Source organism: Arthrobacter sp. NtRootA1 (assembly GCF_019976975.1).
In the GTDB taxonomy this organism is placed as follows: Bacteria; Actinomycetota; Actinomycetes; order Actinomycetales; family Micrococcaceae; genus Arthrobacter; species Arthrobacter aromaticivorans.
The window spans coordinates 270,439-287,978 of the sequence record NZ_AP024630.1; the positions used below are offsets into that span (position 1 = coordinate 270,439).

The 17,540-nt window shown below is 61.9% G+C and carries 17 protein-coding genes; 5 read left to right on the top strand and 12 right to left on the bottom strand.

Annotated features, from left to right (window positions below):
• The first annotated feature begins 14 nt into the window (after positions 1–14).
• Positions 15–2,378, top strand: a complete 2,364-nt coding sequence (locus LDN90_RS01325) for a glycosyl hydrolase family 65 protein (protein ID WP_223947619.1) — start codon at positions 15–17, stop codon at positions 2,376–2,378.
• Between the two features lie 73 nt (positions 2,379–2,451).
• On the opposite strand, the gene LDN90_RS01330 is transcribed toward LDN90_RS01325, so the two are convergent.
• The 3 genes from LDN90_RS01330 to LDN90_RS01340 all read right to left on the bottom strand — a co-directional run bounded on the left by LDN90_RS01330 (position 2,452) and on the right by LDN90_RS01340 (position 4,502).
• Entirely contained in the window at positions 2,452–2,652 is a 201-nt protein-coding gene (locus LDN90_RS01330; RefSeq protein ID WP_223947620.1) for a hypothetical protein, read from the bottom strand.
• The gene (locus LDN90_RS01335) at positions 2,652–3,008 is read right to left on the bottom strand and encodes a hypothetical protein (RefSeq protein ID WP_223947621.1); all 357 of its coding nucleotides are present in this window, start codon (positions 3,006–3,008) and stop codon (positions 2,652–2,654) included. The genes LDN90_RS01330 and LDN90_RS01335 overlap by 1 nt, the downstream gene beginning before the upstream one ends.
• A 144-nt stretch (positions 3,009–3,152) precedes the next feature.
• Positions 3,153–4,502 carry an HNH endonuclease signature motif containing protein gene (locus tag LDN90_RS01340; RefSeq protein WP_223947622.1) on the bottom strand — a complete coding sequence of 450 codons (1,350 nt, stop codon included), beginning with the start codon at positions 4,500–4,502 and terminating at the stop codon, positions 3,153–3,155.
• A gap of 148 nt (positions 4,503–4,650) precedes the next feature.
• Between LDN90_RS01340 and LDN90_RS01345 the strand changes: the two genes are divergently transcribed.
• Positions 4,651–5,193, top strand: a complete 543-nt coding sequence (locus LDN90_RS01345) for a MarR family transcriptional regulator (protein ID WP_223947623.1) — start codon at positions 4,651–4,653, stop codon at positions 5,191–5,193.
• Here the strand turns inward: LDN90_RS01345 and LDN90_RS01350 are convergent.
• From LDN90_RS01350 to idi, 6 genes are read right to left on the bottom strand one after another with little or no spacing between them, the layout of a single operon-like run.
• On the bottom strand, positions 5,188–6,387 hold the full coding sequence (locus LDN90_RS01350; protein ID WP_223947624.1) for a prenyltransferase: 1,200 nt from the start codon (positions 6,385–6,387) through the stop codon (positions 5,188–5,190). The genes LDN90_RS01345 and LDN90_RS01350 overlap by 6 nt on opposite strands.
• A complete protein-coding gene (locus LDN90_RS01355; RefSeq protein WP_223947625.1) occupies positions 6,384–6,791 on the bottom strand; it encodes a lycopene cyclase domain-containing protein in 408 nt (135 codons plus the stop codon). Before LDN90_RS01355 ends, LDN90_RS01350 begins: the two co-directional genes overlap by 4 nt.
• Complete coding sequence (crtI, locus tag LDN90_RS01360) at positions 6,791–8,458, bottom strand: phytoene desaturase family protein (protein WP_223949214.1); 1,668 nt, start codon at positions 8,456–8,458, stop codon at positions 6,791–6,793. Before crtI ends, LDN90_RS01355 begins: the two co-directional genes overlap by 1 nt.
• 14 nt (positions 8,459–8,472) lie before the next feature.
• Complete coding sequence (locus tag LDN90_RS01365) at positions 8,473–9,375, bottom strand: squalene/phytoene synthase family protein (protein WP_223947626.1); 903 nt, start codon at positions 9,373–9,375, stop codon at positions 8,473–8,475.
• The gene (locus LDN90_RS01370; protein ID WP_223947627.1) at positions 9,372–10,505 is read right to left on the bottom strand and encodes a polyprenyl synthetase family protein; all 1,134 of its coding nucleotides are present in this window, start codon (positions 10,503–10,505) and stop codon (positions 9,372–9,374) included. Before LDN90_RS01370 ends, LDN90_RS01365 begins: the two co-directional genes overlap by 4 nt.
• Entirely contained in the window at positions 10,502–11,050 is a 549-nt protein-coding gene (idi, locus tag LDN90_RS01375) for an isopentenyl-diphosphate Delta-isomerase (protein ID WP_216922476.1), read from the bottom strand. Before idi ends, LDN90_RS01370 begins: the two co-directional genes overlap by 4 nt.
• A gap of 105 nt (positions 11,051–11,155) precedes the next feature.
• Between idi and LDN90_RS01380 the strand changes: the two genes are divergently transcribed.
• Positions 11,156–11,704 (top strand): MarR family transcriptional regulator, encoded by a 549-nt coding sequence (locus tag LDN90_RS01380; protein ID WP_223947628.1) that lies wholly within the window; start codon positions 11,156–11,158, stop codon positions 11,702–11,704.
• A 16-nt stretch (positions 11,705–11,720) separates the two neighbouring features.
• Here the strand turns inward: LDN90_RS01380 and LDN90_RS01385 are convergent, their stop codons facing one another.
• Positions 11,721–12,971 (bottom strand): Nramp family divalent metal transporter, encoded by a 1,251-nt coding sequence (locus LDN90_RS01385; protein ID WP_223947629.1) that lies wholly within the window; start codon positions 12,969–12,971, stop codon positions 11,721–11,723.
• Positions 12,972–13,814: 843 nt separating this feature from the next.
• Positions 13,815–14,156, bottom strand: a complete 342-nt coding sequence (locus tag LDN90_RS01390) for a hypothetical protein (RefSeq protein ID WP_223947630.1) — start codon at positions 14,154–14,156, stop codon at positions 13,815–13,817.
• 182 nt (positions 14,157–14,338) lie between these two features.
• Here LDN90_RS01390 and LDN90_RS01395 point away from each other — a divergent pair, with 182 nt between their 5' ends.
• Positions 14,339–15,262 carry a LysR family transcriptional regulator gene (locus LDN90_RS01395; protein ID WP_223947631.1) on the top strand — a complete coding sequence of 308 codons (924 nt, stop codon included), beginning with the start codon at positions 14,339–14,341 and terminating at the stop codon, positions 15,260–15,262.
• Positions 15,263–15,447: 185 nt separating this feature from the next.
• Here LDN90_RS01395 and LDN90_RS01400 read toward each other — a convergent pair whose 3' ends face one another.
• Positions 15,448–16,260 carry a CPBP family intramembrane glutamic endopeptidase gene (locus LDN90_RS01400; protein ID WP_223947632.1) on the bottom strand — a complete coding sequence of 271 codons (813 nt, stop codon included), beginning with the start codon at positions 16,258–16,260 and terminating at the stop codon, positions 15,448–15,450.
• Between the two features lie 173 nt (positions 16,261–16,433).
• On the opposite strand from LDN90_RS01400, the gene LDN90_RS01405 reads away from it, so the two are divergent.
• Positions 16,434–17,540, top strand: a complete 1,107-nt coding sequence (locus tag LDN90_RS01405; protein WP_216922466.1) for an EAL domain-containing protein — start codon at positions 16,434–16,436, stop codon at positions 17,538–17,540.

Sequence of the window (17,540 nt, forward strand, 5' to 3'; positions counted from 1 at the left end):
GACCTCTTTAGCCCATGGCACTCATCAGCTCTGATCGGCTGCGCTTTCCCTGCGAGCCTTGGAAGCTCGTGGAAAGTATCCACGTCCCCGGGGACGAGGGAACCCTGGAAACGCTGTTCGCCCTTGGCAACGGCCACCTTGGCGTCCGTGGGGCCCATTCCACGCGGGGCGACGGCGAGCTTCCCGGAACGTTCATCAACGGATTCCACGAGATCTGGGACATCAAGCACGCCGAGAACGCATACGGTTTTGCCCGTACCGGCCAGCGGATTGTGTACGTCCCGGACGCCAATAATTTCACGGTATCAATCGATGGCGAGCCCCTGAGTCTGGCCGAATCCACGGTGCTGGACTACCACCGAAGTGTGGACTTCTCCACAGGCGTCTATGAGGAAACCACCACGTGGGCTTGCCGCTCTGGCGCTACCGTCACCACGTTGGAGCGGCGCGCCGTCGGGTTCGATTCGCGCGGATGTCTTGGCCTGGAACTGTCCGTGAGCGCTGACCGCGACGTGTCGGCGGACATCGTTTCCGGCGTCGTAAACCGCCAGGACCAGCCTGTGGAGGACCACTCGGTCCATGACCCCAGGCGATCCGGCCGGCACGCCGGCCGTGTCCTGTTGCCGCTGCACCTCCAGGGCGCCGATGGCTCATTGCGCCTGGCGTGGGAGACCTCGGAATCCCGCCAGCGCATCGCCATGGCCGTGGATCACTGGATCTCCGCGGAAGGCCAGCCCTTCGAGACTGTCGTCGCAGAGGACGAATCATCCGTTCGCTACGTCCTGGCCATCAACAGCGGCGAAGCGTTCCGTCTGGAGAAAACCGTCAGCTACGTTGTGGCCGGGCGCACACTGGCGGACGACGACGACGGCGGCGAGAGCCTGGCGGCGGACGCCGAGGCCAACCTGGTGCCGTTCTCCGAGATCCTCGCGCAGAGCCAGGCCCACTACAGCCAGTACTGGACCACCGCGGATGTGGCCATCGGCGGCCAGCCCGAACTCCAGCAAGCCGTGCGGTGGGCCCTCTTCCAGCTTGCGCAGGCAACAGCCCGCGCCGGGGTCGCCGGCATTCCTGCGAAGGGCGTCAGTGGCTCCGGGTATGAAGGCCACTACTTCTGGGACCAAGAGGTCTACCTGCTTCCTTACCTGACGTACACCAATCCTGACGGTGCCCGGAAGGTGCTCGAATCACGGCACGCCATGCTTCCGGACGCGCGTGTCCGCGCCAAGGAACTCAGCGTGGACGGAGCTCTGTTCCCATGGCGCACCATCAACGGGCTGGAAGCGAGTGCCTACTACGCGGCCGGAACAGCCCAATTCCACATCGCAGCGGCCATCGCTTTTGCCGCCAACCGGTACGAGTGGGCCAGCGGCGACGCCAGCTTCCGCGCCGACATCGGTGCCGACCTGCTGATTGAGACGGCACGCATGTGGGTCTCCCTGGGCTTCTTCGGAAAGGATGGCCTCTTCCACATTCACGGCGTCACCGGGCCGGATGAATACACCGCCGTTGTCAACGACAACCTCTACACCAACGTTATGGCGCGGTTTAACCTCCGTGCCGCGGCTGCCTTGGAACACGAAGGCATCGCTGACACGGAACGTTTGGTGTGGCGCCAAGCTGCCGAGCGCATGTCCCTGCCCTACGATCCCCACCTGGAGGTCTTCAGCCAGGACAACGACTTTATGACCTTGGAGCCGTGGGATTGGAATACGCCCAAGTCCAAGTACCCCCTCCTGCTGAACTTCCACCCCTTGGTGATCTACCGGCACCAGGTCCTTAAGCAGGCCGATACAGTGCTGGCCATGTTCCTCCAGTGGCAAGACTTCTCAGCCGAGGAAAAGCAGCGCGCCTTCGACTTCTATGACCCCATCACCACCGGCGACTCCACCCTCTCCGCCTGCGTGCAGGGCATCATGGCTGCCGAAGTTGGGTATGGCGACGTCGCGCTGAAGCACTTCACCGAAGCGTTGTTCATTGACTTGGACAACTCACATGGCAACACGATCGATGGCGTCCACATCGCCTCCACCGGCGGAATTTGGAGCTCGTTGGTCTGCGGTTTCGCCGGAATGCGTGATCAGGGCGAGGTACTGCGCTTCGATCCGCGGCTGCCCGTGGAGTGGGAAGGCCTCTCCTTCAGGCTCAAGGTCCGTGGCCGTTTGCTGTCTGTGGAACTCGTTCAGGGATCCATCGCGCTCGCGCTCGTTTCCGGTTCCGGTTACAGCGATGAGCCGCTGCTGATTCGGGTTCGGGATCACGACGTCACCGTCAGCGCGGACACCATCACGGTGCCGCTGGACACGGTACCCGTCCCGCCGCCGTCGATCTTTCCCAGCGTCTTCCCGACCGCAGGACTGCCGATCGTTCGGGCATAGACCGGCACGGCTCTTTGGGCTGGTCGCAGCATTAGCGGTTGTTCCCCGCCGTGGGAACAACCGCTAATGCGCCTCAGTTGGGGGAGGAAAACGAAGACGTGTGGTCCTCAACGAGGCCACTCGCTGCGATTTCCCTCAGCGTGTAAATAGCCTTGGCTGCTGCGCCTTTGTCCCTATAAGTGACGGTGAGCGCGAGTTCGATCCCGTCATCATCGACCAGGCGTACCCTGCAGTCACCGTCAGTGGCGTCAACGACTTCGAAATGCCCCGCCATTAAGCGGCACCCCGCTGCATTGCGTCGGCCGCGTGCGAATTGTCCGATGAACGACGCCGATCCAACTCGGTGTTGATGAGCTCCAGAAGGGCTTGGGCTGGCTCGGACAAATGATGGGTATCAGCCGAGCCCAGCTGATCGCAATGGATGAGGACGTGGCGGATGCGTTCAAGCTCGCGGGATGGAACCAAAGGCCACCGGTGAAACAGTTGCCGTACGGCTATCGCCCCGAGGAGGGCATCGGGTTTGTTGGGTGCGACATGGTGTCCTGCTGCTCTTCTTCGAGCGACAGTAGCCGCGGAAGACGCGACTCCATGTGCGAGGAGGATCTCGGATTTAAGGGAATTGGGGGCCATGCGGACCTCCCGAAATAGAACGAGGGAAGCCGGCTGCGTGACTTTCAATCCAGCTTACAGAATGTGAGTTATGTCATGTCAATCATTACGTGATCTGCAACGGTCACATGATGTCGGCCTAGTCCTCGAACGGGGGTAATCCTCCTAGTATCGGGATCCGAGGGGTGGGGCTTTGGACTGGTATTTGTGTCCGGTGGGGGTGTTGATTTCCAGTTGATGCCGCCCACCGGGGATTGTTTTGGCGGTCCAGCCGGGGTTTTCTTTGGTGTGGTTGCAGGCTTCGCAGAGTCCAGCGCCGTTGCCCAGGTTGGTGGCGCCGCCATTATGCCAGGGGACGATGTGGTCGATGTGGCGGATGGGCGCGTCACAGTAGGGTGTGCGGCAAGTGTCGTCGCGGGTTTGGATGAAGCGGCGCATCCCAGGTGGAAAGAGCCTGGCTTTGGAGTCCATGGCCAGCAGTTCACCGCTGGCAGGTGAGGTGTAGAGCCGGCGGAGCAAGACTTTGAAATCCTTACTTTCCTTGGACTCCGGGCTCCCAGCGGCCTGCCCTCCGGTGACGAGGTTTCTTGCCCATCCTGCGGGGACGATTCCGTAGCCTTGGAGCCGTGCTGGTTCGCTGTCGCTTTGAAAGAGCGCGCGGTCGGTCATGACCAGTTGGACATTGATGCCGCTGATGCCGCTTGGGGTGCCGGTGAGGCGTTCGACGAGGGTGTCGGCCATGACCTGTGCCCGGGTCCGGGTGTCCCCGCCGGAGCGGGCGGAGCCGGCATGGCGGCTGAGCGCGGCGTAGGCGGCGACGCCTTGGGCGGCGGGGAGCAGCGCGGTAAGGATGGTCATGGTGTCCGGGGCGGGCCGGAGGCTGACGTGCCGTTCGGATGCGGCGTCCTCTGCGCGTTGGGTGACGGAGCGTGGGTCACGCCGGTAGGCTGCGGCCCGTGCGACGGCGATGATGGTTTTGTCCCCGGCGCCGTCGAACGTTCCGGTATCCGGGGCGAGTTCTTCGTCAACGGCTGCCCGGTCTTCGACGGAGAGGCAGGCTGTTTCCTTCACCAGCAGGGTGGCCCGCCATTCGTTCAGTTGCCCGGTTTCCAGGGCGGTCATGGTGCGGGGCATTTCCGAGACCAAGGCCTTGGCCAGTCCGAGGAGCCGGGAGCCCTTGTTGGGCGATTCACGCCGTGCAAGGGCGATCTGCGCACCCACACCCTGACCCTGCTCAGCGGAGGGGACGCCAGTGGCGGCTTGTTCGCGGCGTTGGGCAAGGTCGAACGCGACCGACGTTCGCGCCTGCAAAGCCGCGATCGCTGACTTCACGTCTTCCAGGCCACGCATCTGATCGATCAGCTCATTGCTAGCTGCGCCGACCTGGAAGGAGCCCAGCGTCGCAAGCAAATCCGCGACATCAGAGCCCCGAGAGCCAGTAGCCACAGGTACAGAACCAGGCACAGCGGAAGCCGCCTTAGCTGCTTGGCCCTCTCGGTCTGGCTCCATACCCATACTCTTCCAGCAGCCATCTGCGTTAGGGACGGGCCCAAGCGCCTATGTGGAAAACCATCCAAATCATCCCTCCCTGTGTTCACCCAGCACCGTGAATTAGGATCAGATGCTAGGGAAGCAAGCTTCACGCTTATCGAAGGATCATGGGATGGACGCAATCGGCCACGCTAAGGGCTATTGGTACGGCAAGGACCCCGGACAGAAAGCCCTTGCTGTTGACGTCCTCAATGCCCTCCGGGATTATCGTGTCTCGGAACAGGCCATGCGTCGACGCACCCGGTCGGCCATGGGCATGGGTGAAAAGGACCTCTTGGCCTTGCGGTACCTTTTCGAAGCTGAAGCTGCGGGCAAGGTGATGAAACCCAAGGACCTGGGCGACCGCTTGGGCATAACGTCAGCGTCAATGACCACGCTGATCGATCGTTTGGTGGAGTCCGGACACATCCGGCGGGAAGCGCATCCTTCGGATCGTCGGGCCTTGATCCTGCGGCCTACTGCAGGTTCGGACCAGGAAGTCCGGCACACGCTGGGTGGCATGCATCGCCGGATTCTGGACGTTGCAAGCGCGCTGAGTCCGGAAGAAGCGCGGGTGGTCATGGACTTTCTTGAGCACATGCGCGAGGCCGTGGACACGATCGACGACGACCCAACCGATGAACAACCACAGGACCCGGGATCTACCGCTTCATGACGTCAGGTTCCATTGCAGGATCAGTATCAGCGTGACCAGGAATCCCGATCCGTAGTTGAGCCAGATGAAACGTCGCCATGCAGTGTTGGTGCGTCCCGCCGTCGTATCCGTGACGTTCCACCAGGGAGCGCAATTGGCGATATACGGGACGGCGATAGCTGCTGCGAGCGGCCCGGGCCACGGCGTGGCCAGCATGGCGAGACCCGCAACAAGCCAGAGCACGACGGCGAGCCGCACCGTTCGCCGGGCACCGAAGACTGTCGCTATGGACGCGATATTTGCCTGCCGGTCCGGTTCGATGTCCTGGACGGCTCCAAAGGCATGCGCCGCCATGCCCCACAAGAAGAATGCGGCCAGCAGGATCAGCAGTCCCGGCGTCATCTCGGCGCCCGCCAACGTCAAAGCTACGACGGCGGGGCTTACGAAGTGCGTACTGGACGTCAGCGAGTCCAGGACAGGGCGTTCCTTGAAACGCAGTCCCGCCACGGAATAGGCGACCACGGCGAAGGCGCTCACGGCGATGCTCAGCCATGCAGCAGGGCTACCCGCAAGCGCCAGCACAACAAGGAATGGCACATTGGTGATGGCGGCGAGCCACAGCATTGGCCGGTGCAGCCTCGGTTGAAGCAGGGCGCCTTCAATGCCGCCTTTTCGCGGGTTCTGCAGGTCCGAGGCGTAGTCGAACACATCGTTGATGCCGTACATCGCCAGGTTGTAGGGGATGAGGAAATACAGCGTGCCGACCACCAACACCCAGTCGACCTCTCGGGTGGTCAGAAACATCGCCGCAGCGAACGGATATGCCGTGTTGATCCAACTAATGGGGCGTGACGCGAGTAGGGCTTGGGGAATGAGGCCTTTGAGGTACCTGCGCTGTACTGGCTTCCGCCCCCGCGTCAACCAAACCCAGAGCCCGGGAAGAACCAGCACGCCCGCCAAGGGGTAGGCGAAGTCCTCGACGGGTGCGAGCCCGATCTTCAGGCCCAGAATGTGTGAGGCGTCGTAGTGGAAGAGTTCCATCCCGATCATCACGGAGTCGAACGTGGCAGTCAGCACCGCCAGAGCCCCGAAGGCAAGGCCGGCCGCCTTCCAGTGCTGCCTGGCTTCGCTGGAACTGGCGCCCTTCCGGACGCAAGCCACGCCCACCACGGCCGCTAGCGCAACGAATACTAGTGAGAGCCACAAGTACGTCATACGTTCTTCTTCTCAAGTCGCTGATCGTCGGGTGGCCGACCCTCCAGTCGCCGATCCTCGGGTCGCCGGGCGCTCTCATGCGGCAGCCTGGAACTGCGGCCAAGAATCCGCCGCGCTCCTGTGTAAAGCACCATCGTGCACAGCACCAGGAAGAGCAGGAAGACAGGCTCTTCAAGGGGCAATTGCGGTCCGAGCATCACCCCGGTTGCGATTGCACCCTCTCCACGCAGGAAGATTCCCAGACCGATACCGGCCAGGTCCCAGCCCAGTAGGGACAGAATCCCGACGCCGGTCACGATCGCCGCCGCTCTGGCGTCGCGCCAGAAGAACAACCGGAATCGGTGATCCAGCATCAGCATGCACACAGTGCCGGTCAGCAGCGCGGCCAGATAGACGATGCCCATCAGCGCATCCTGCTGGCGGTACGTTTCAGGTGGCTGGGGTCGATAACGGTGGGCCCGGCGCTGTGGTCGCCGCGAATCCTTTTCAGCACCAGTTCCGCACTGATGAGGCACATGGGCACGCCTACGCCTGGTGCGGTGGTGGCACCGGCATAGAACAGCCCCGCCACGCGCTTGGAAGCATTCTGGGCACGGAACATCGCGCTCTGTCCAAGGGTGTGCGCCGGGCCGAGCATGCCCCCACGCCAGGAGTTGTAGTCGCGGGAGAAATCTCCGGGTCCAATAGTCTGCCGGACCACGATGCGTTCACGGAGATCGGGAATGTTGGCCCATTCCGAGATCTGGTCGATGGCGGCGTCGGCAGTCCTCTCGATGAGGGAGTCGCCTGCACCGTCCGGCCCGCCTGATCCGATTCCCGGGTCCGCGGGTATGGGAATCAACACAAAGAGGTTCTCGTGCTCCCGTGGGGCAACGCCTGGGTCTGTGGCACTGGGTTTGCAAACATAGATGGAAGCGGGGTCCGGGATACTGGGCTGATTGCCGAAGATCGACTCGAAGTTTGCCTGCCAGTCCCTGGTGAAGAACAACGAATGGTGCGGGAGTTCAGGCAACCGCCCCTTCACGCCGAGCATCACCAGTACAGCACCGGGACCGCTGGTTCGGCGCCGCCACCATGTGGCCGGATAACTCTGGTCCTCAGCGGCCAACAGGGCGGTTTCTGTATGGTGCAAATCCGCACCGGAAACCACGATGTCCGCAACGCTGAAATGCTCACTGCCCTGCTTCTCCCGCCACCGGACGCCGGTCACCTCGCGTTTGATGGTCCCAGGCAATCGACGACGGCGGTCCAAACCGCCCAGATGCCCCTTGCCTCCAGCCCGGGCTGCTTCGCGGGTGGTGATCTGGACGACCTCGGCTCCGGTCTGGATGCGTACACCGGCTTCACGTGCCAACGCTTCGAGGCGCTCCACGAGGTGTGTGAAGCCACCCATGGGGTACTGGACGCCATCGCCAAGATCCAATGCGCTCATCAAGTGGTACATGGCGGGCGCCTCAGCCGGACTGGTGCCCAGGAAGACGGCCGGGTAGCCCAGGACCTGACGCAGCACAGGGTGGTGAAAACGCTGGGAGACAAACTTCTCCAGCGGAGTGATCAGGAGGCGGGCCAGCTCCGGCAAACCACGCAGGATCTCGGGCTGCAGTAGCGATTGCAGCTGGGTGAAGGGGTTGTAGAGGAAGAAGCGTTCAGCCATGTCCGAGGTGTGCTTTGCCGAAGCCAGGTAGGCTGCAAGGCGCCGTGCGCTCCCAGGTTCAACCCGCTCGAACGTCCGCATGACTTGTTCACTGCCCAGCGGGACTGTGAGGGGATCCGGCCGCCCGCCGTCGTGGTTTGGTTCACTGAAAACGCGGTAGGCGGGATTGAGTGTGCGGAGATCGAGCTGTTCCGCGGTGCTGGTTCCCAGCAGTTCAAAAAAGTGCTCAAAGACGCCAGGCATCAAGTACCACGACGGTCCCGTGTCGAAGCGAAAACCGTTCCGCTCCAACGTTCCGGCCCGGCCTCCCACGTGCTCGAGCCGCTCCAGAAGTTGCACCTCATGCCCTTCCTTCGCCAGGAGGGCGGCGGTGGCAAGCCCAGCGATGCCACCACCGATCACGACTGTCCGGGTGATTCGCGGCCGCATCATCAGCGGTGCTCCAGCCAGGTTGCTGCGACTGCCCGGGCGGCGAGCCCTGCCTTGAAAGCGTCAGGGACGCGCACACGGGAACGGTAGAGCTGGTCAATGTTGGTTTTTTCTATGCGGCGCGTCAGGGCGGCGAACAACGCCAGCGCACTTCTGACTGCGGCCCGGGCGTCGCGCGGAAGGAGGGGAATGACCGAGTTGGCATCGCCCAACTGGGCACGGATCGTCTTCACCCATTCCAAACGATCCCGGTCCTCGAGGTGGTCTGCCATACCCAGGTAATTGCGGCCCAGCCGGGCCGTGTCATCGGAGAGGTCGCGCAGGAAGTTGATGTTTTGGAAAGCAGCGCCCAACCTGCTGGCGCCATACCGCAAAGCCGCGGCATCGCCGTCGTCGACGTTCTCCCCGCGCATGAAGACGCGAAGGCACATCAGTCCAACTACCTCGGCCGAACCGTACACGTACCCTTGATGAGCCTCGGCATCAAAGCGGAGAGGAACGGCGCGCGTTCCCGTGCGCTCGCCGAGGTCCGTGCGCATTGAGGCGAAAAATGGGTCGATCAGGGATTCATCTATCCCTGCCACCCGTGCCGTCTGGGCGAAGGCGTGGATGATGAGATCGCTGCTGTATCCGATCCGGAGCGCGCGATGGGTTTCGTCGATGAAGTGGTCCAAGGCCTCGTTTTGCTGTTGATGGCTCAGGCCGGCTTCGGCAGTGACACCGTCAACGAGTTCATCGGCCACGCGCACCAAAGCGTAAATGTTGCGCACGTGCTGGCGGTGGCGGGGTCCGAGGATCCGGGTTGCGAGCCCGAAGGAGGTGGAATAGGCGGCAATGACCTGGTTTGCGGCGCGTTCGGCCGTCCGCGTGAAATGCGTGAAGGACGTATAAATATCGATGCTCATGATTGGCGTCCTTCCAGTTGCGCGGCGAGATCAATCAGGACGTTGCGTGCGGTTTCCGGAATGTTTGCTGCGTGACTCCGTAGGATTTCGTGGAAGTCTGCCAGTTGCTCCCGGATCAAGCCTTGGACGAAGGCCTCGGCCCCGCAGTCGCTAAGCTGTCGGCGTACGTGCTCCGCCTGCAGGCCGCTGAGTTCGGACCTACCGAACCAGGGCTCAATCGCTGGCCACGCGCTGGTCATCCGCGCATACGCGATGATGGCCGTTTGTTTGCCTTCACGCAGATCGGAAAAGGGATCCTTGCCGTGCTGGCGGGGATCCCCGAACGTGGACAAGAAGTCGTCCTGGAGTTGGAAAGCCAGCCCAAGATGTCGGCCCGCCGTGGCGAGGACCGATTCCGTGGAAGGTTCAGCACCGGCCAGGGCGGCGGCCGCGCGAAGCGGAAGTTCGAAGGTATAGGTGGCGGTCTTGTATCCGCACATCATGAGGATTGTCTCAAGTTCGGGGGCGATGACGCCGTCGCCCAGCCCCACGTCGAGTTGCTCTCCGGCCACTGTCTCGTTAATCGTGTGTTCCAGGAGATCGAGGAGCCGGAGACGCAGCGGGTGGGGTAGGTCCGCCCTTGCGAACGCCTGATGGGTGGCGGCCAACAACATATCGCCCATCAGGATCCCGCCTGTGCGGGCCCAATGCAGTATTGCCTGTTGCCCGGGCTGGCTACCGGCGCGGGGGAGTCCGGCTTCCGTCAGGAGGGACCCGATCAGGTTTGGCCTGCCGCGGCGGACAAGGTCGCCGTCGATCACGTCATCATGCAGGAGGAAGGCGTAGTGAAGGAGCTCGACGGCGGCCGCGATGCTGATGGCGGTCTGCCGGTTTGAATGATGACGGTCCGTGCGCATGCCGGGCTCTTGCAGGGCGTCGTACATTTCCATGAGGAGTAGCGGACGAACAAATTTCCCGCCGAGCACGTTCTCACCGGCAAGCGCCCAAAGCCGGGCAAAACCGGGACCGTACGGGGCCGCTGCAAGGGCTCTCCCGGACATGATTCCACCCAATTCGTCCTCGATGGCGGAGCAGAGATCGGTCCTACGGCGATCAGTCTTGACGCGCGTGGCACTGGACGTGAGAGTCATGCTCGTGCTCCGAGGCCCAGCGCTTGAGCTTCGACGAGCTGGGGAAATTGCAGTGCCAGCCATGGGCTGAACGCGTCAGGAGTCCTCTCCAGGGCTTCTGCAAGGAGTCCTGGCGACATCCATGCGTAGTCAGACACTTCGAGTGGATTTGGCCTGAGCGATCCCAGCACCCGGGCCACGTAGACAGGGCAAAGCTCATTCTCGACGATTCCCGAAGGGTCGACGGCGCGATAACGGAAGTCAGGGAGGACCAGCTCGACTCGCCGCACGTCCACTCCCAGTTCATAATGCGCGCGACGGAGAACAGCATCCTCGGCGTCCTCGCCGGGAGCCGGATGGCCGCAAAAGCTGTTGGTCCACACACCTGGCCACGTCTTCTTCTCAGGGGAGCGGCGTGTGAGGAGGAGTTCGCCAAGGTCATTGAGCAGGTAGCAGGAAAAGGCAAGATGCAGTGGCGTCTCTTGGGTGTGGACTGCTTCTTTGGGGGTTTCGCCGATGGGCCTACCGGCGTCGTCGAGAAGGACGACCATTTCTGTCGCGTTCATTCTTTGCCTTCCTCTGGCCCATGGAACGTGAAGATCCATTCAGATATTGCTAGACAAGCTAGCTAGAAGGTTACCATGTATGCAGTTAGGTGTAACATACTCAGAATGAACAGCCCGGATGAAATCGAAGCCTCCGTTTCCCCTGGCATGTATGACATGGACGTGAACGACCCCCAGCACGAGCTCGTAGACCGTGAGGGCCTATCCCGGAAAGACGTCCAACAGATCAGTCAACTGATGGCCTCGCTTGAAAGGTTGCGTGATTCCGAACAGTGGCTCTCTGAAACATCGCTGAAATTCATGAAGCTCAACCACTCGGACATGCGGGCCCTCCACTATCTGATCGTTAGCGCGAATAGCGGAGTCATTGCCACCCCCGGGGCCATTGCTGCGCACCTGGGCATTTCGACGGCGTCCACCACCAAACTTCTCGACCGGCTGGAACGCGCGGGGCACATCGAAAGACAAGCGCACCCCACGGACAGGAGGGCCCTTGCGATCGCGATCACCCCTGAAACCCACGAGACGGCCATGCGGACCGTAGGGCGCCAGCAAGCCAGGCGTTTTCTGGCCGCCGCCCGCCTGACTCCTGAGGAGCGTGAAACGGTGAGGCGCTTCCTTGATGACTTGGCCAGGGAGCTTTCTGCGAGGTAGGGGGCGGATTAGTGCCTTAGGAATTGCCGCTAACAGTCAACGTAATGAGCACTATGTTCAGCCCCACGATCAAGGTGGCACTCGTCCAGCCCGCGATCTTCAACGCCGTGCTGTCAGTATGGATGCCCATGACCTCGCGCTTACCAGTGAGCCTGATGAGCGGGATCAGCGCGAAGGGAATACCAAAGCTCAGCAGGACCTGGCTCAGCACCAACGCCAGGGTGGGCTCAACGCCGGCACCCAGAACGATCAATGCCGGAATGAGGGTGATCACGCGGCGGGTCAGCAGCGGGATGCGCACCTTCAAGAGGCCACCCATGATGGTCGCACCCGCATAGCAGCCTACCGACGTCGACGCGAGGCCGGAGGCGAGCAAGCCAATTGCGAAGACGACGCCGATAGCCGGACCAAGTGCCGACGTCACGGCCGCGTGGGCGCCGGCAATCGTATCCGTTCCCTCAATTCCCCGGAGGCTGGTGGCAGCCAGCAGGAGCATTGAAATGTTCACCACGCCGGCCAGCAAAAGAGCGCCCACAACATCAACGCGGGTTGCGCGGATCAGTCGCGTCCGTACAGCCGGGTCTTCAGAAAAGCCGTGGCGGTCCCGCGCCAAGGCCGAGTGCAGGTAAATCGCATGCGGCATCACGGTGGCACCAAGCATGCTGGCTGCCAACAGGACCGTATCCGTGCCCTCAAAGCGTGGCAGCAAGCCGCCCAGTGCACTTCCCGCGTCCGGAGGGTTGACGAACAAGCCGGACACAAACCCGACGGCAATGATTCCCAGCAACACCAGGATCGCGTACTCAAAGGAGCGTTGGCCCCGCTGGGACTGCAACGCCAACAGCATCATCGATGCGACACCCACGATGAGACCACCGGCCAGCAGCGGTAGCCCGAACAAGAGATTGAGCGCAACAGCACCGCCAATCACCTCGGCCATGTCCGTGGCGCCGGCAACGATCTCGGCCTGCGCCCAGTAAAGGCGCCGACGCTTGGTGCCAAGCCGCTTGCCGAGAATCTCCGGAAGGCTCAGGCCGGTTGCCAGGCCGAGCTTCGCTGATTGGTACTGCACAAGGACTGCCATGGCGTTGGCTGCAACCAGCACCCACACCAGCAAATATCCGTAGTTGGCTCCGGCCGTCAGGTTTGCGGCCACATTGCCGGGATCGACGTAGGCGATCGCCGCCACGAAAGCAGGGCCAAGCAGGAGTAGCCGCGACCAGACTTTCGCCGGTGCAGGTCGTCTTAGCAGGCTGGGGGCGGTCATTGGTTCATCCTCATCATCGCGGAATTCTCTTTTGAGGATAGCCGAAAGTTAGGCGTACCGAAGACTAGTTTTTAGGCACTCCGTTTTGGTGCGCTCTGCGTCGTTGTTCAACTCGGAGCGCGCCTTGGGAACATGTCCGACTCGATGGAGCCTCAGGCATTGATGCTCGGTTTTCCTGAAGCTCATGGGAGTTATCTGGATAAAGGGGACCGCGACTGTCTCCCTTTAACGGAGGCCGACCAGGCTACGACTGGTCGGCCTCTCTTGCGTCGACGGGAATGAGGAAAGGTCGGCCTGTTCGCGGACGACGAACTAATGGGCAAGGCGCGGATCTTCGTCGGACCACCAGACATCCGCAGCAGCAGAAGGACGCAGGTGGCGCCCATTGGATCTTGCCGTGGGCCATACGCCATTGCACGCCTAAGTAATCGGGCATCGTACCGCCGATTTAGGAAGCCGTCCCCGGAACAGGCGGCCGACCGCAGCTGGTGATGCCTCGTGGTAGCTCCGATGCCGCGGCGACGACAAACGACGCCGTCGAACGGTTACCGGGTCCCGCAGTTACGCCGTTTGGGGCGGGTTCCCGTGCCTTAGTTTCCGCTAGTGAGCGTGAATGATTCACCGTCGTTCACGAAATGAACGCCGATTTACACAACGTCGAGCTGGGACGGCACCTTGCCCAAAAAGGGGCGACGTCGTCCTCGGCCATCTGCTGTCTTGCGAAACCGAAGCGAGAACGCCCGGCTAACCGGGCTGAGTGAACGCACGATCAGCGCGTGGAACCCCGTCCCTCCTGTGTCGCAGGAGCATCGCGGCTAAGGAGCAGGGATTTAGAAAACAGCCCTAGGGGCAGTTGGCCACCGTTTGGGGAACCGGGATGATCAGGTGGGCGCCGGTGCCTGGGTTGTTCTGGGGCCTTTGCTCCTGGACTTCCACATGGACAGGCTGTCGCGTGGCGCGGAGGCGAATCAGTGCTACCGCGGAGATGAGGAACCACGCCACGTTGGTTGCCACCGACGGCCAGGCCGCGTGCATTGTGCCGTTGATGATGAAGGCGCAAGAACCAAACAGGTTCACGGTCTGGAAACTGACGCCCGGCTTCAACCAACCCATGGAGACAGACATGTAAGAACCGAGCATCGCCACAGCGCCAGCCCAGCCGGTCATTTCCCACAGCAGTTCCATTGGATTCCTTTCAGGACGAAGCGCCCGGCAGGCCAGCCGGTTACAGGTGTTTTCAGGAGTAGGGCTGTCTTGGGTCTGACCTTTACGGGATCGACGAACAGCAGCTCTGAGATAGATATTGATGCAGATTTTCATTTAGTTCAATTGCATTCCTCTGAATCCCGTATTTAGGATTTCTTAACATGGAGATGGACCCACGGAGATTGCTGGTTCTTCTTGCCGTTGCACGCACAGGAGGTGTCCTGGCCGCGGCGGACGAGTTGCGGATTACTCCCTCGGCGGTGTCACAACAGCTCAACAAACTGGAGAGCGAGGCGGGCCAGGCTCTGGTCATGCGGACTCCCAAAGGTTCTGTCCTGACGCCCGCTGGATTGGCGGTGGCTGAGGCGGGGGAAGAGATTGAGCGAGCACTCAACGTTGCACGTGCCCGGATGCAGGGCGAAGCCCAAATCGCCGGGGTGGTCCGGGTTGGCGGATTCACCAGTTTCATGCGGACAGTGGTGATTCCACGGCTGCCCGAATGGCGCAGCCAGTACCCCGAGCTGCAGATCCAGATTGTGGAGGACAGCTTCCCGGCTCTGATGCGTCTCTTCCGCCAGCGACAGCTCGATGCCGTGGTGGTTGAACAGGATTCGACAGCTGCTGTGCAGCATCCACTTGCCGCCGGCATGGTTGAGGAGCCCTTGCTGGATGAACCTTGGAAGTTGGTGGTGCCCGCCGGATCACTGCTGGCCGCGGACAACATCGACCTCAGCCGCTTGCATCTTCCCTGGTTGGGGGTGGAACCGACGGCTGCCAACCTTGCTGTTCTGGGGCGCCTCCGCCACTCCACCGGAGCCCGCGTGGATACGGTACATCAGTACCAGGACACGCTCACCGCCTTGGCACTCGTTGCCGCCGGTGAGGGGGTTGCGATCGTACCTACTCTGGCCCTCACCGGCGTGATTCAGGATCATGTGGACGTCCTGGACGTACCTGGCTTGGGGACGAGGCACATTGCCTTCCGGCGGTATGAGCGTCGGAGGCCAACGAGCCTGCCCTTGGACACTGTGGCGCGTCTCTTCCGGGAATCAGCCGCCGCTTTCGACACGCGCGCGGGCTCCTAACCGGGCCACGGAAGTTCCTGCAGGACGGCGCCGGGGACTGCTTGTTCAATGCGGTGTCCGGGGGTTTCTCACGTAGCTGGCGGATCTCTCGGCTCACGTTCGGCGGACTGCACCGGAGTTCCGTGGCGATAGCGCTCCGTTCAGTTCGCTCCGCGTCATGGTTCAACTCGCGGTAACAAGAGGTCTCAGTACAGGAAGATGGGCAACCAGTCGCGGTTGTGCGCATGGACCAAGGCCAGGAACAGGACGAAATCGAAGAGCAGATGAACTGACACAACGTAGGTAAAGGACTTCGTCAGCTTGAACGTATATCCCTGCAGCAGCGCGAACGGGAAGGTCAGCAGGGGACCCCAGGCTTGGTAGCCGATCTCCCACAGGAAGGATGAGAAGACCACGGCTTGCAGGAGGTTGGCCAACCAGTCGGGGAAGTGTTGGCGCAACAGCGTGAAAGTGGTGCAGATGAAGAACAGTTCGTCCCAAATGCCCACGGAGTTCACTCCGAGGAAAAGGCGCCAGAAGATGCTGGGATCGGAGGCGTCCGGCCAATTGTGGTAGACGCCTGTCCGGATCAGGTATGCCGGGAGGATGAAGTATCCAAGCGCTACGACGCCCGTCAGGTATAGCTTCGCGGCGAGCGGCCATGGACGGCCAGTATTGACCGGAAATTTGATGATCCTTTCGTCGTACAGGTAGCGGGATACAAGCCACGGAACCAGCACGGCCAAAGCCAAGGCGCCACCCATGAGTGCCATATGTTCGATGCTGAGATCTGCGTTCAGGGGCACAAGACTGATGGTGACCATTCCGGCTGCTATCAATGCCAGGTGCCGCATCAAGCGGGGGTCGATAAAGACAGCCGTGACAATGCTGGCCGTCACGAGTGCGTAGCCGAGAAAATCATTGCCCAGGGCGAAAAGCGGCACCCCGGACAGGGATAGCAGGCCCGCTGGCAAAAGCTTCCAGGTGAGCGCGGTCCGGGATTCCGTGGAAGTCGACATCACACCTCCAGCATCCCAGTGCTGGCTGCCGGACGACACGGTTTTCCCATACTGGCCGAGGCCCATAGCTGGAACGCGGCACTTCTCTGTAAGATTCGTGGCAAGGCCCATGCTTTTCCGGGTCAGGTCATGTCTGGCTTAGCCAGCGGGGGATACTCATAAAGGAATATTCAATGGCTCAAGAAGCGGGCTCTTTTCCACCGGGCGCCGGTGCCGATCACGCATCAGCGGAGGACGTCGACGCGTCCACCTTTGCCCAGGACATGACCATGCGCGAACAGGTGTTGGACATCATCGATGCCATCCTCACTGATTCTGATCCGAAGAGTGAAGAGGCCAGGAACAAACTTCGCCAGCTCATTGAGGCTCGTCCGGACGATCCCGAGGGCGCCTTGCTGGAGCACCTGCTGGAAACCCGGAAGGCGTCGGCCTCAGAGCCGGCGGTTCCGGTTCTGCAGGAAGTTTCCAGTGTCCACCTTGAGTCCTCCGATGCAGCGCGCACGGTGACCGTTCCCGTCAGCCAGGAGGTTCGGGAAGACATCCAGACAATACTTGCGGACAAGCTTTTGTTGACGGCCTTCCAGCCGGTCCACGCGCTGCCTGACGGAAACGTAGTGGGCGTCGAAGCGTTGACCCGGTTCGTCGGTGCGGACGGCGCGGGCGCGGATGTCTGGTTCCGCGAGGCTGCGGAAGCAGGCCTGGGGACTGAATTGGAGATCGCAGCCCTTCACTGCGCGCTGACTGCGGCCAAAGACGTCCCCCACGACATGTATGTTGCCTTGAACCTCACTCCGGCGACGTCCCGTGACCCGAGGGTGCGGAACCTGCTTGCTGCTGCCTCGCTGGCCCCGGACCGGATCATCGTTGAACTAACCGGCAGCCTGGAAGCCTTGGAAGGCCAAACGCGCGACGACGGACTCGGCCAGTTGCGCTCGCTCGGCTTGCGTGTTGCTGTCAGCGCTTCCGGGGCCGGTTTCGTTTCCATGGACCTGTTGAGCGAGCTGAGCCCGGACATCATTAAACTCGACCGCCATCTCATTGAAGGCATCGAAGGCAGCGAGGGACAACGGATCCGGGCCAGGGCAGTGGTGGAGCTCGCCCGGGAAGTTGGAGCTGCGGTGGTCGCGGAGGGCATCGAAACTCCGGCCGAACTCAAGGAAGTCACGGCATTAAAGGTGACTGCCGCCCAAGGATATTTGCTCGGACGTCCCTCGGTTCACCCCCTGGATTGGTCCGCCTGGAGCATTCGCGCGCAAGCTGAGGCCCAGCCGACGGGCTAG

What these genes read in the sequence shown, in the direction of transcription:
- LDN90_RS01325 (WP_223947619.1), top strand. Translation starts at nt 15, where the DNA reads ATGGCACTCATCAGCTCTGATCGGCTGCGCTTTCCCTGCGAGCCTTGG.
- LDN90_RS01330 (WP_223947620.1), bottom strand. Translation starts at nt 2,652, where the DNA reads ATGGCGGGGCATTTCGAAGTCGTTGACGCCACTGACGGTGACTGCAGG.
- LDN90_RS01335 (WP_223947621.1), bottom strand. Translation starts at nt 3,008, where the DNA reads ATGGCCCCCAATTCCCTTAAATCCGAGATCCTCCTCGCACATGGAGTC.
- LDN90_RS01340 (WP_223947622.1), bottom strand. Translation starts at nt 4,502, where the DNA reads ATGGGTATGGAGCCAGACCGAGAGGGCCAAGCAGCTAAGGCGGCTTCC.
- LDN90_RS01345 (WP_223947623.1), top strand. Translation starts at nt 4,651, where the DNA reads ATGGACGCAATCGGCCACGCTAAGGGCTATTGGTACGGCAAGGACCCC.
- LDN90_RS01350 (WP_223947624.1), bottom strand. Translation starts at nt 6,387, where the DNA reads ATGACGTACTTGTGGCTCTCACTAGTATTCGTTGCGCTAGCGGCCGTG.
- LDN90_RS01355 (WP_223947625.1), bottom strand. Translation starts at nt 6,791, where the DNA reads ATGGGCATCGTCTATCTGGCCGCGCTGCTGACCGGCACTGTGTGCATG.
- LDN90_RS01365 (WP_223947626.1), bottom strand. Translation starts at nt 9,375, where the DNA reads ATGAGCATCGATATTTATACGTCCTTCACGCATTTCACGCGGACGGCC.
- LDN90_RS01370 (WP_223947627.1), bottom strand. Translation starts at nt 10,505, where the DNA reads ATGACTCTCACGTCCAGTGCCACGCGCGTCAAGACTGATCGCCGTAGG.
- idi (WP_216922476.1), bottom strand. Translation starts at nt 11,050, where the DNA reads ATGAACGCGACAGAAATGGTCGTCCTTCTCGACGACGCCGGTAGGCCC.
- LDN90_RS01380 (WP_223947628.1), top strand. Translation starts at nt 11,156, where the DNA reads ATGAACAGCCCGGATGAAATCGAAGCCTCCGTTTCCCCTGGCATGTAT.
- LDN90_RS01385 (WP_223947629.1), bottom strand. Translation starts at nt 12,971, where the DNA reads ATGACCGCCCCCAGCCTGCTAAGACGACCTGCACCGGCGAAAGTCTGG.
- LDN90_RS01390 (WP_223947630.1), bottom strand. Translation starts at nt 14,156, where the DNA reads ATGGAACTGCTGTGGGAAATGACCGGCTGGGCTGGCGCTGTGGCGATG.
- LDN90_RS01395 (WP_223947631.1), top strand. Translation starts at nt 14,339, where the DNA reads ATGGAGATGGACCCACGGAGATTGCTGGTTCTTCTTGCCGTTGCACGC.
- LDN90_RS01400 (WP_223947632.1), bottom strand. Translation starts at nt 16,260, where the DNA reads ATGTCGACTTCCACGGAATCCCGGACCGCGCTCACCTGGAAGCTTTTG.
- LDN90_RS01405 (WP_216922466.1), top strand. Translation starts at nt 16,434, where the DNA reads ATGGCTCAAGAAGCGGGCTCTTTTCCACCGGGCGCCGGTGCCGATCAC.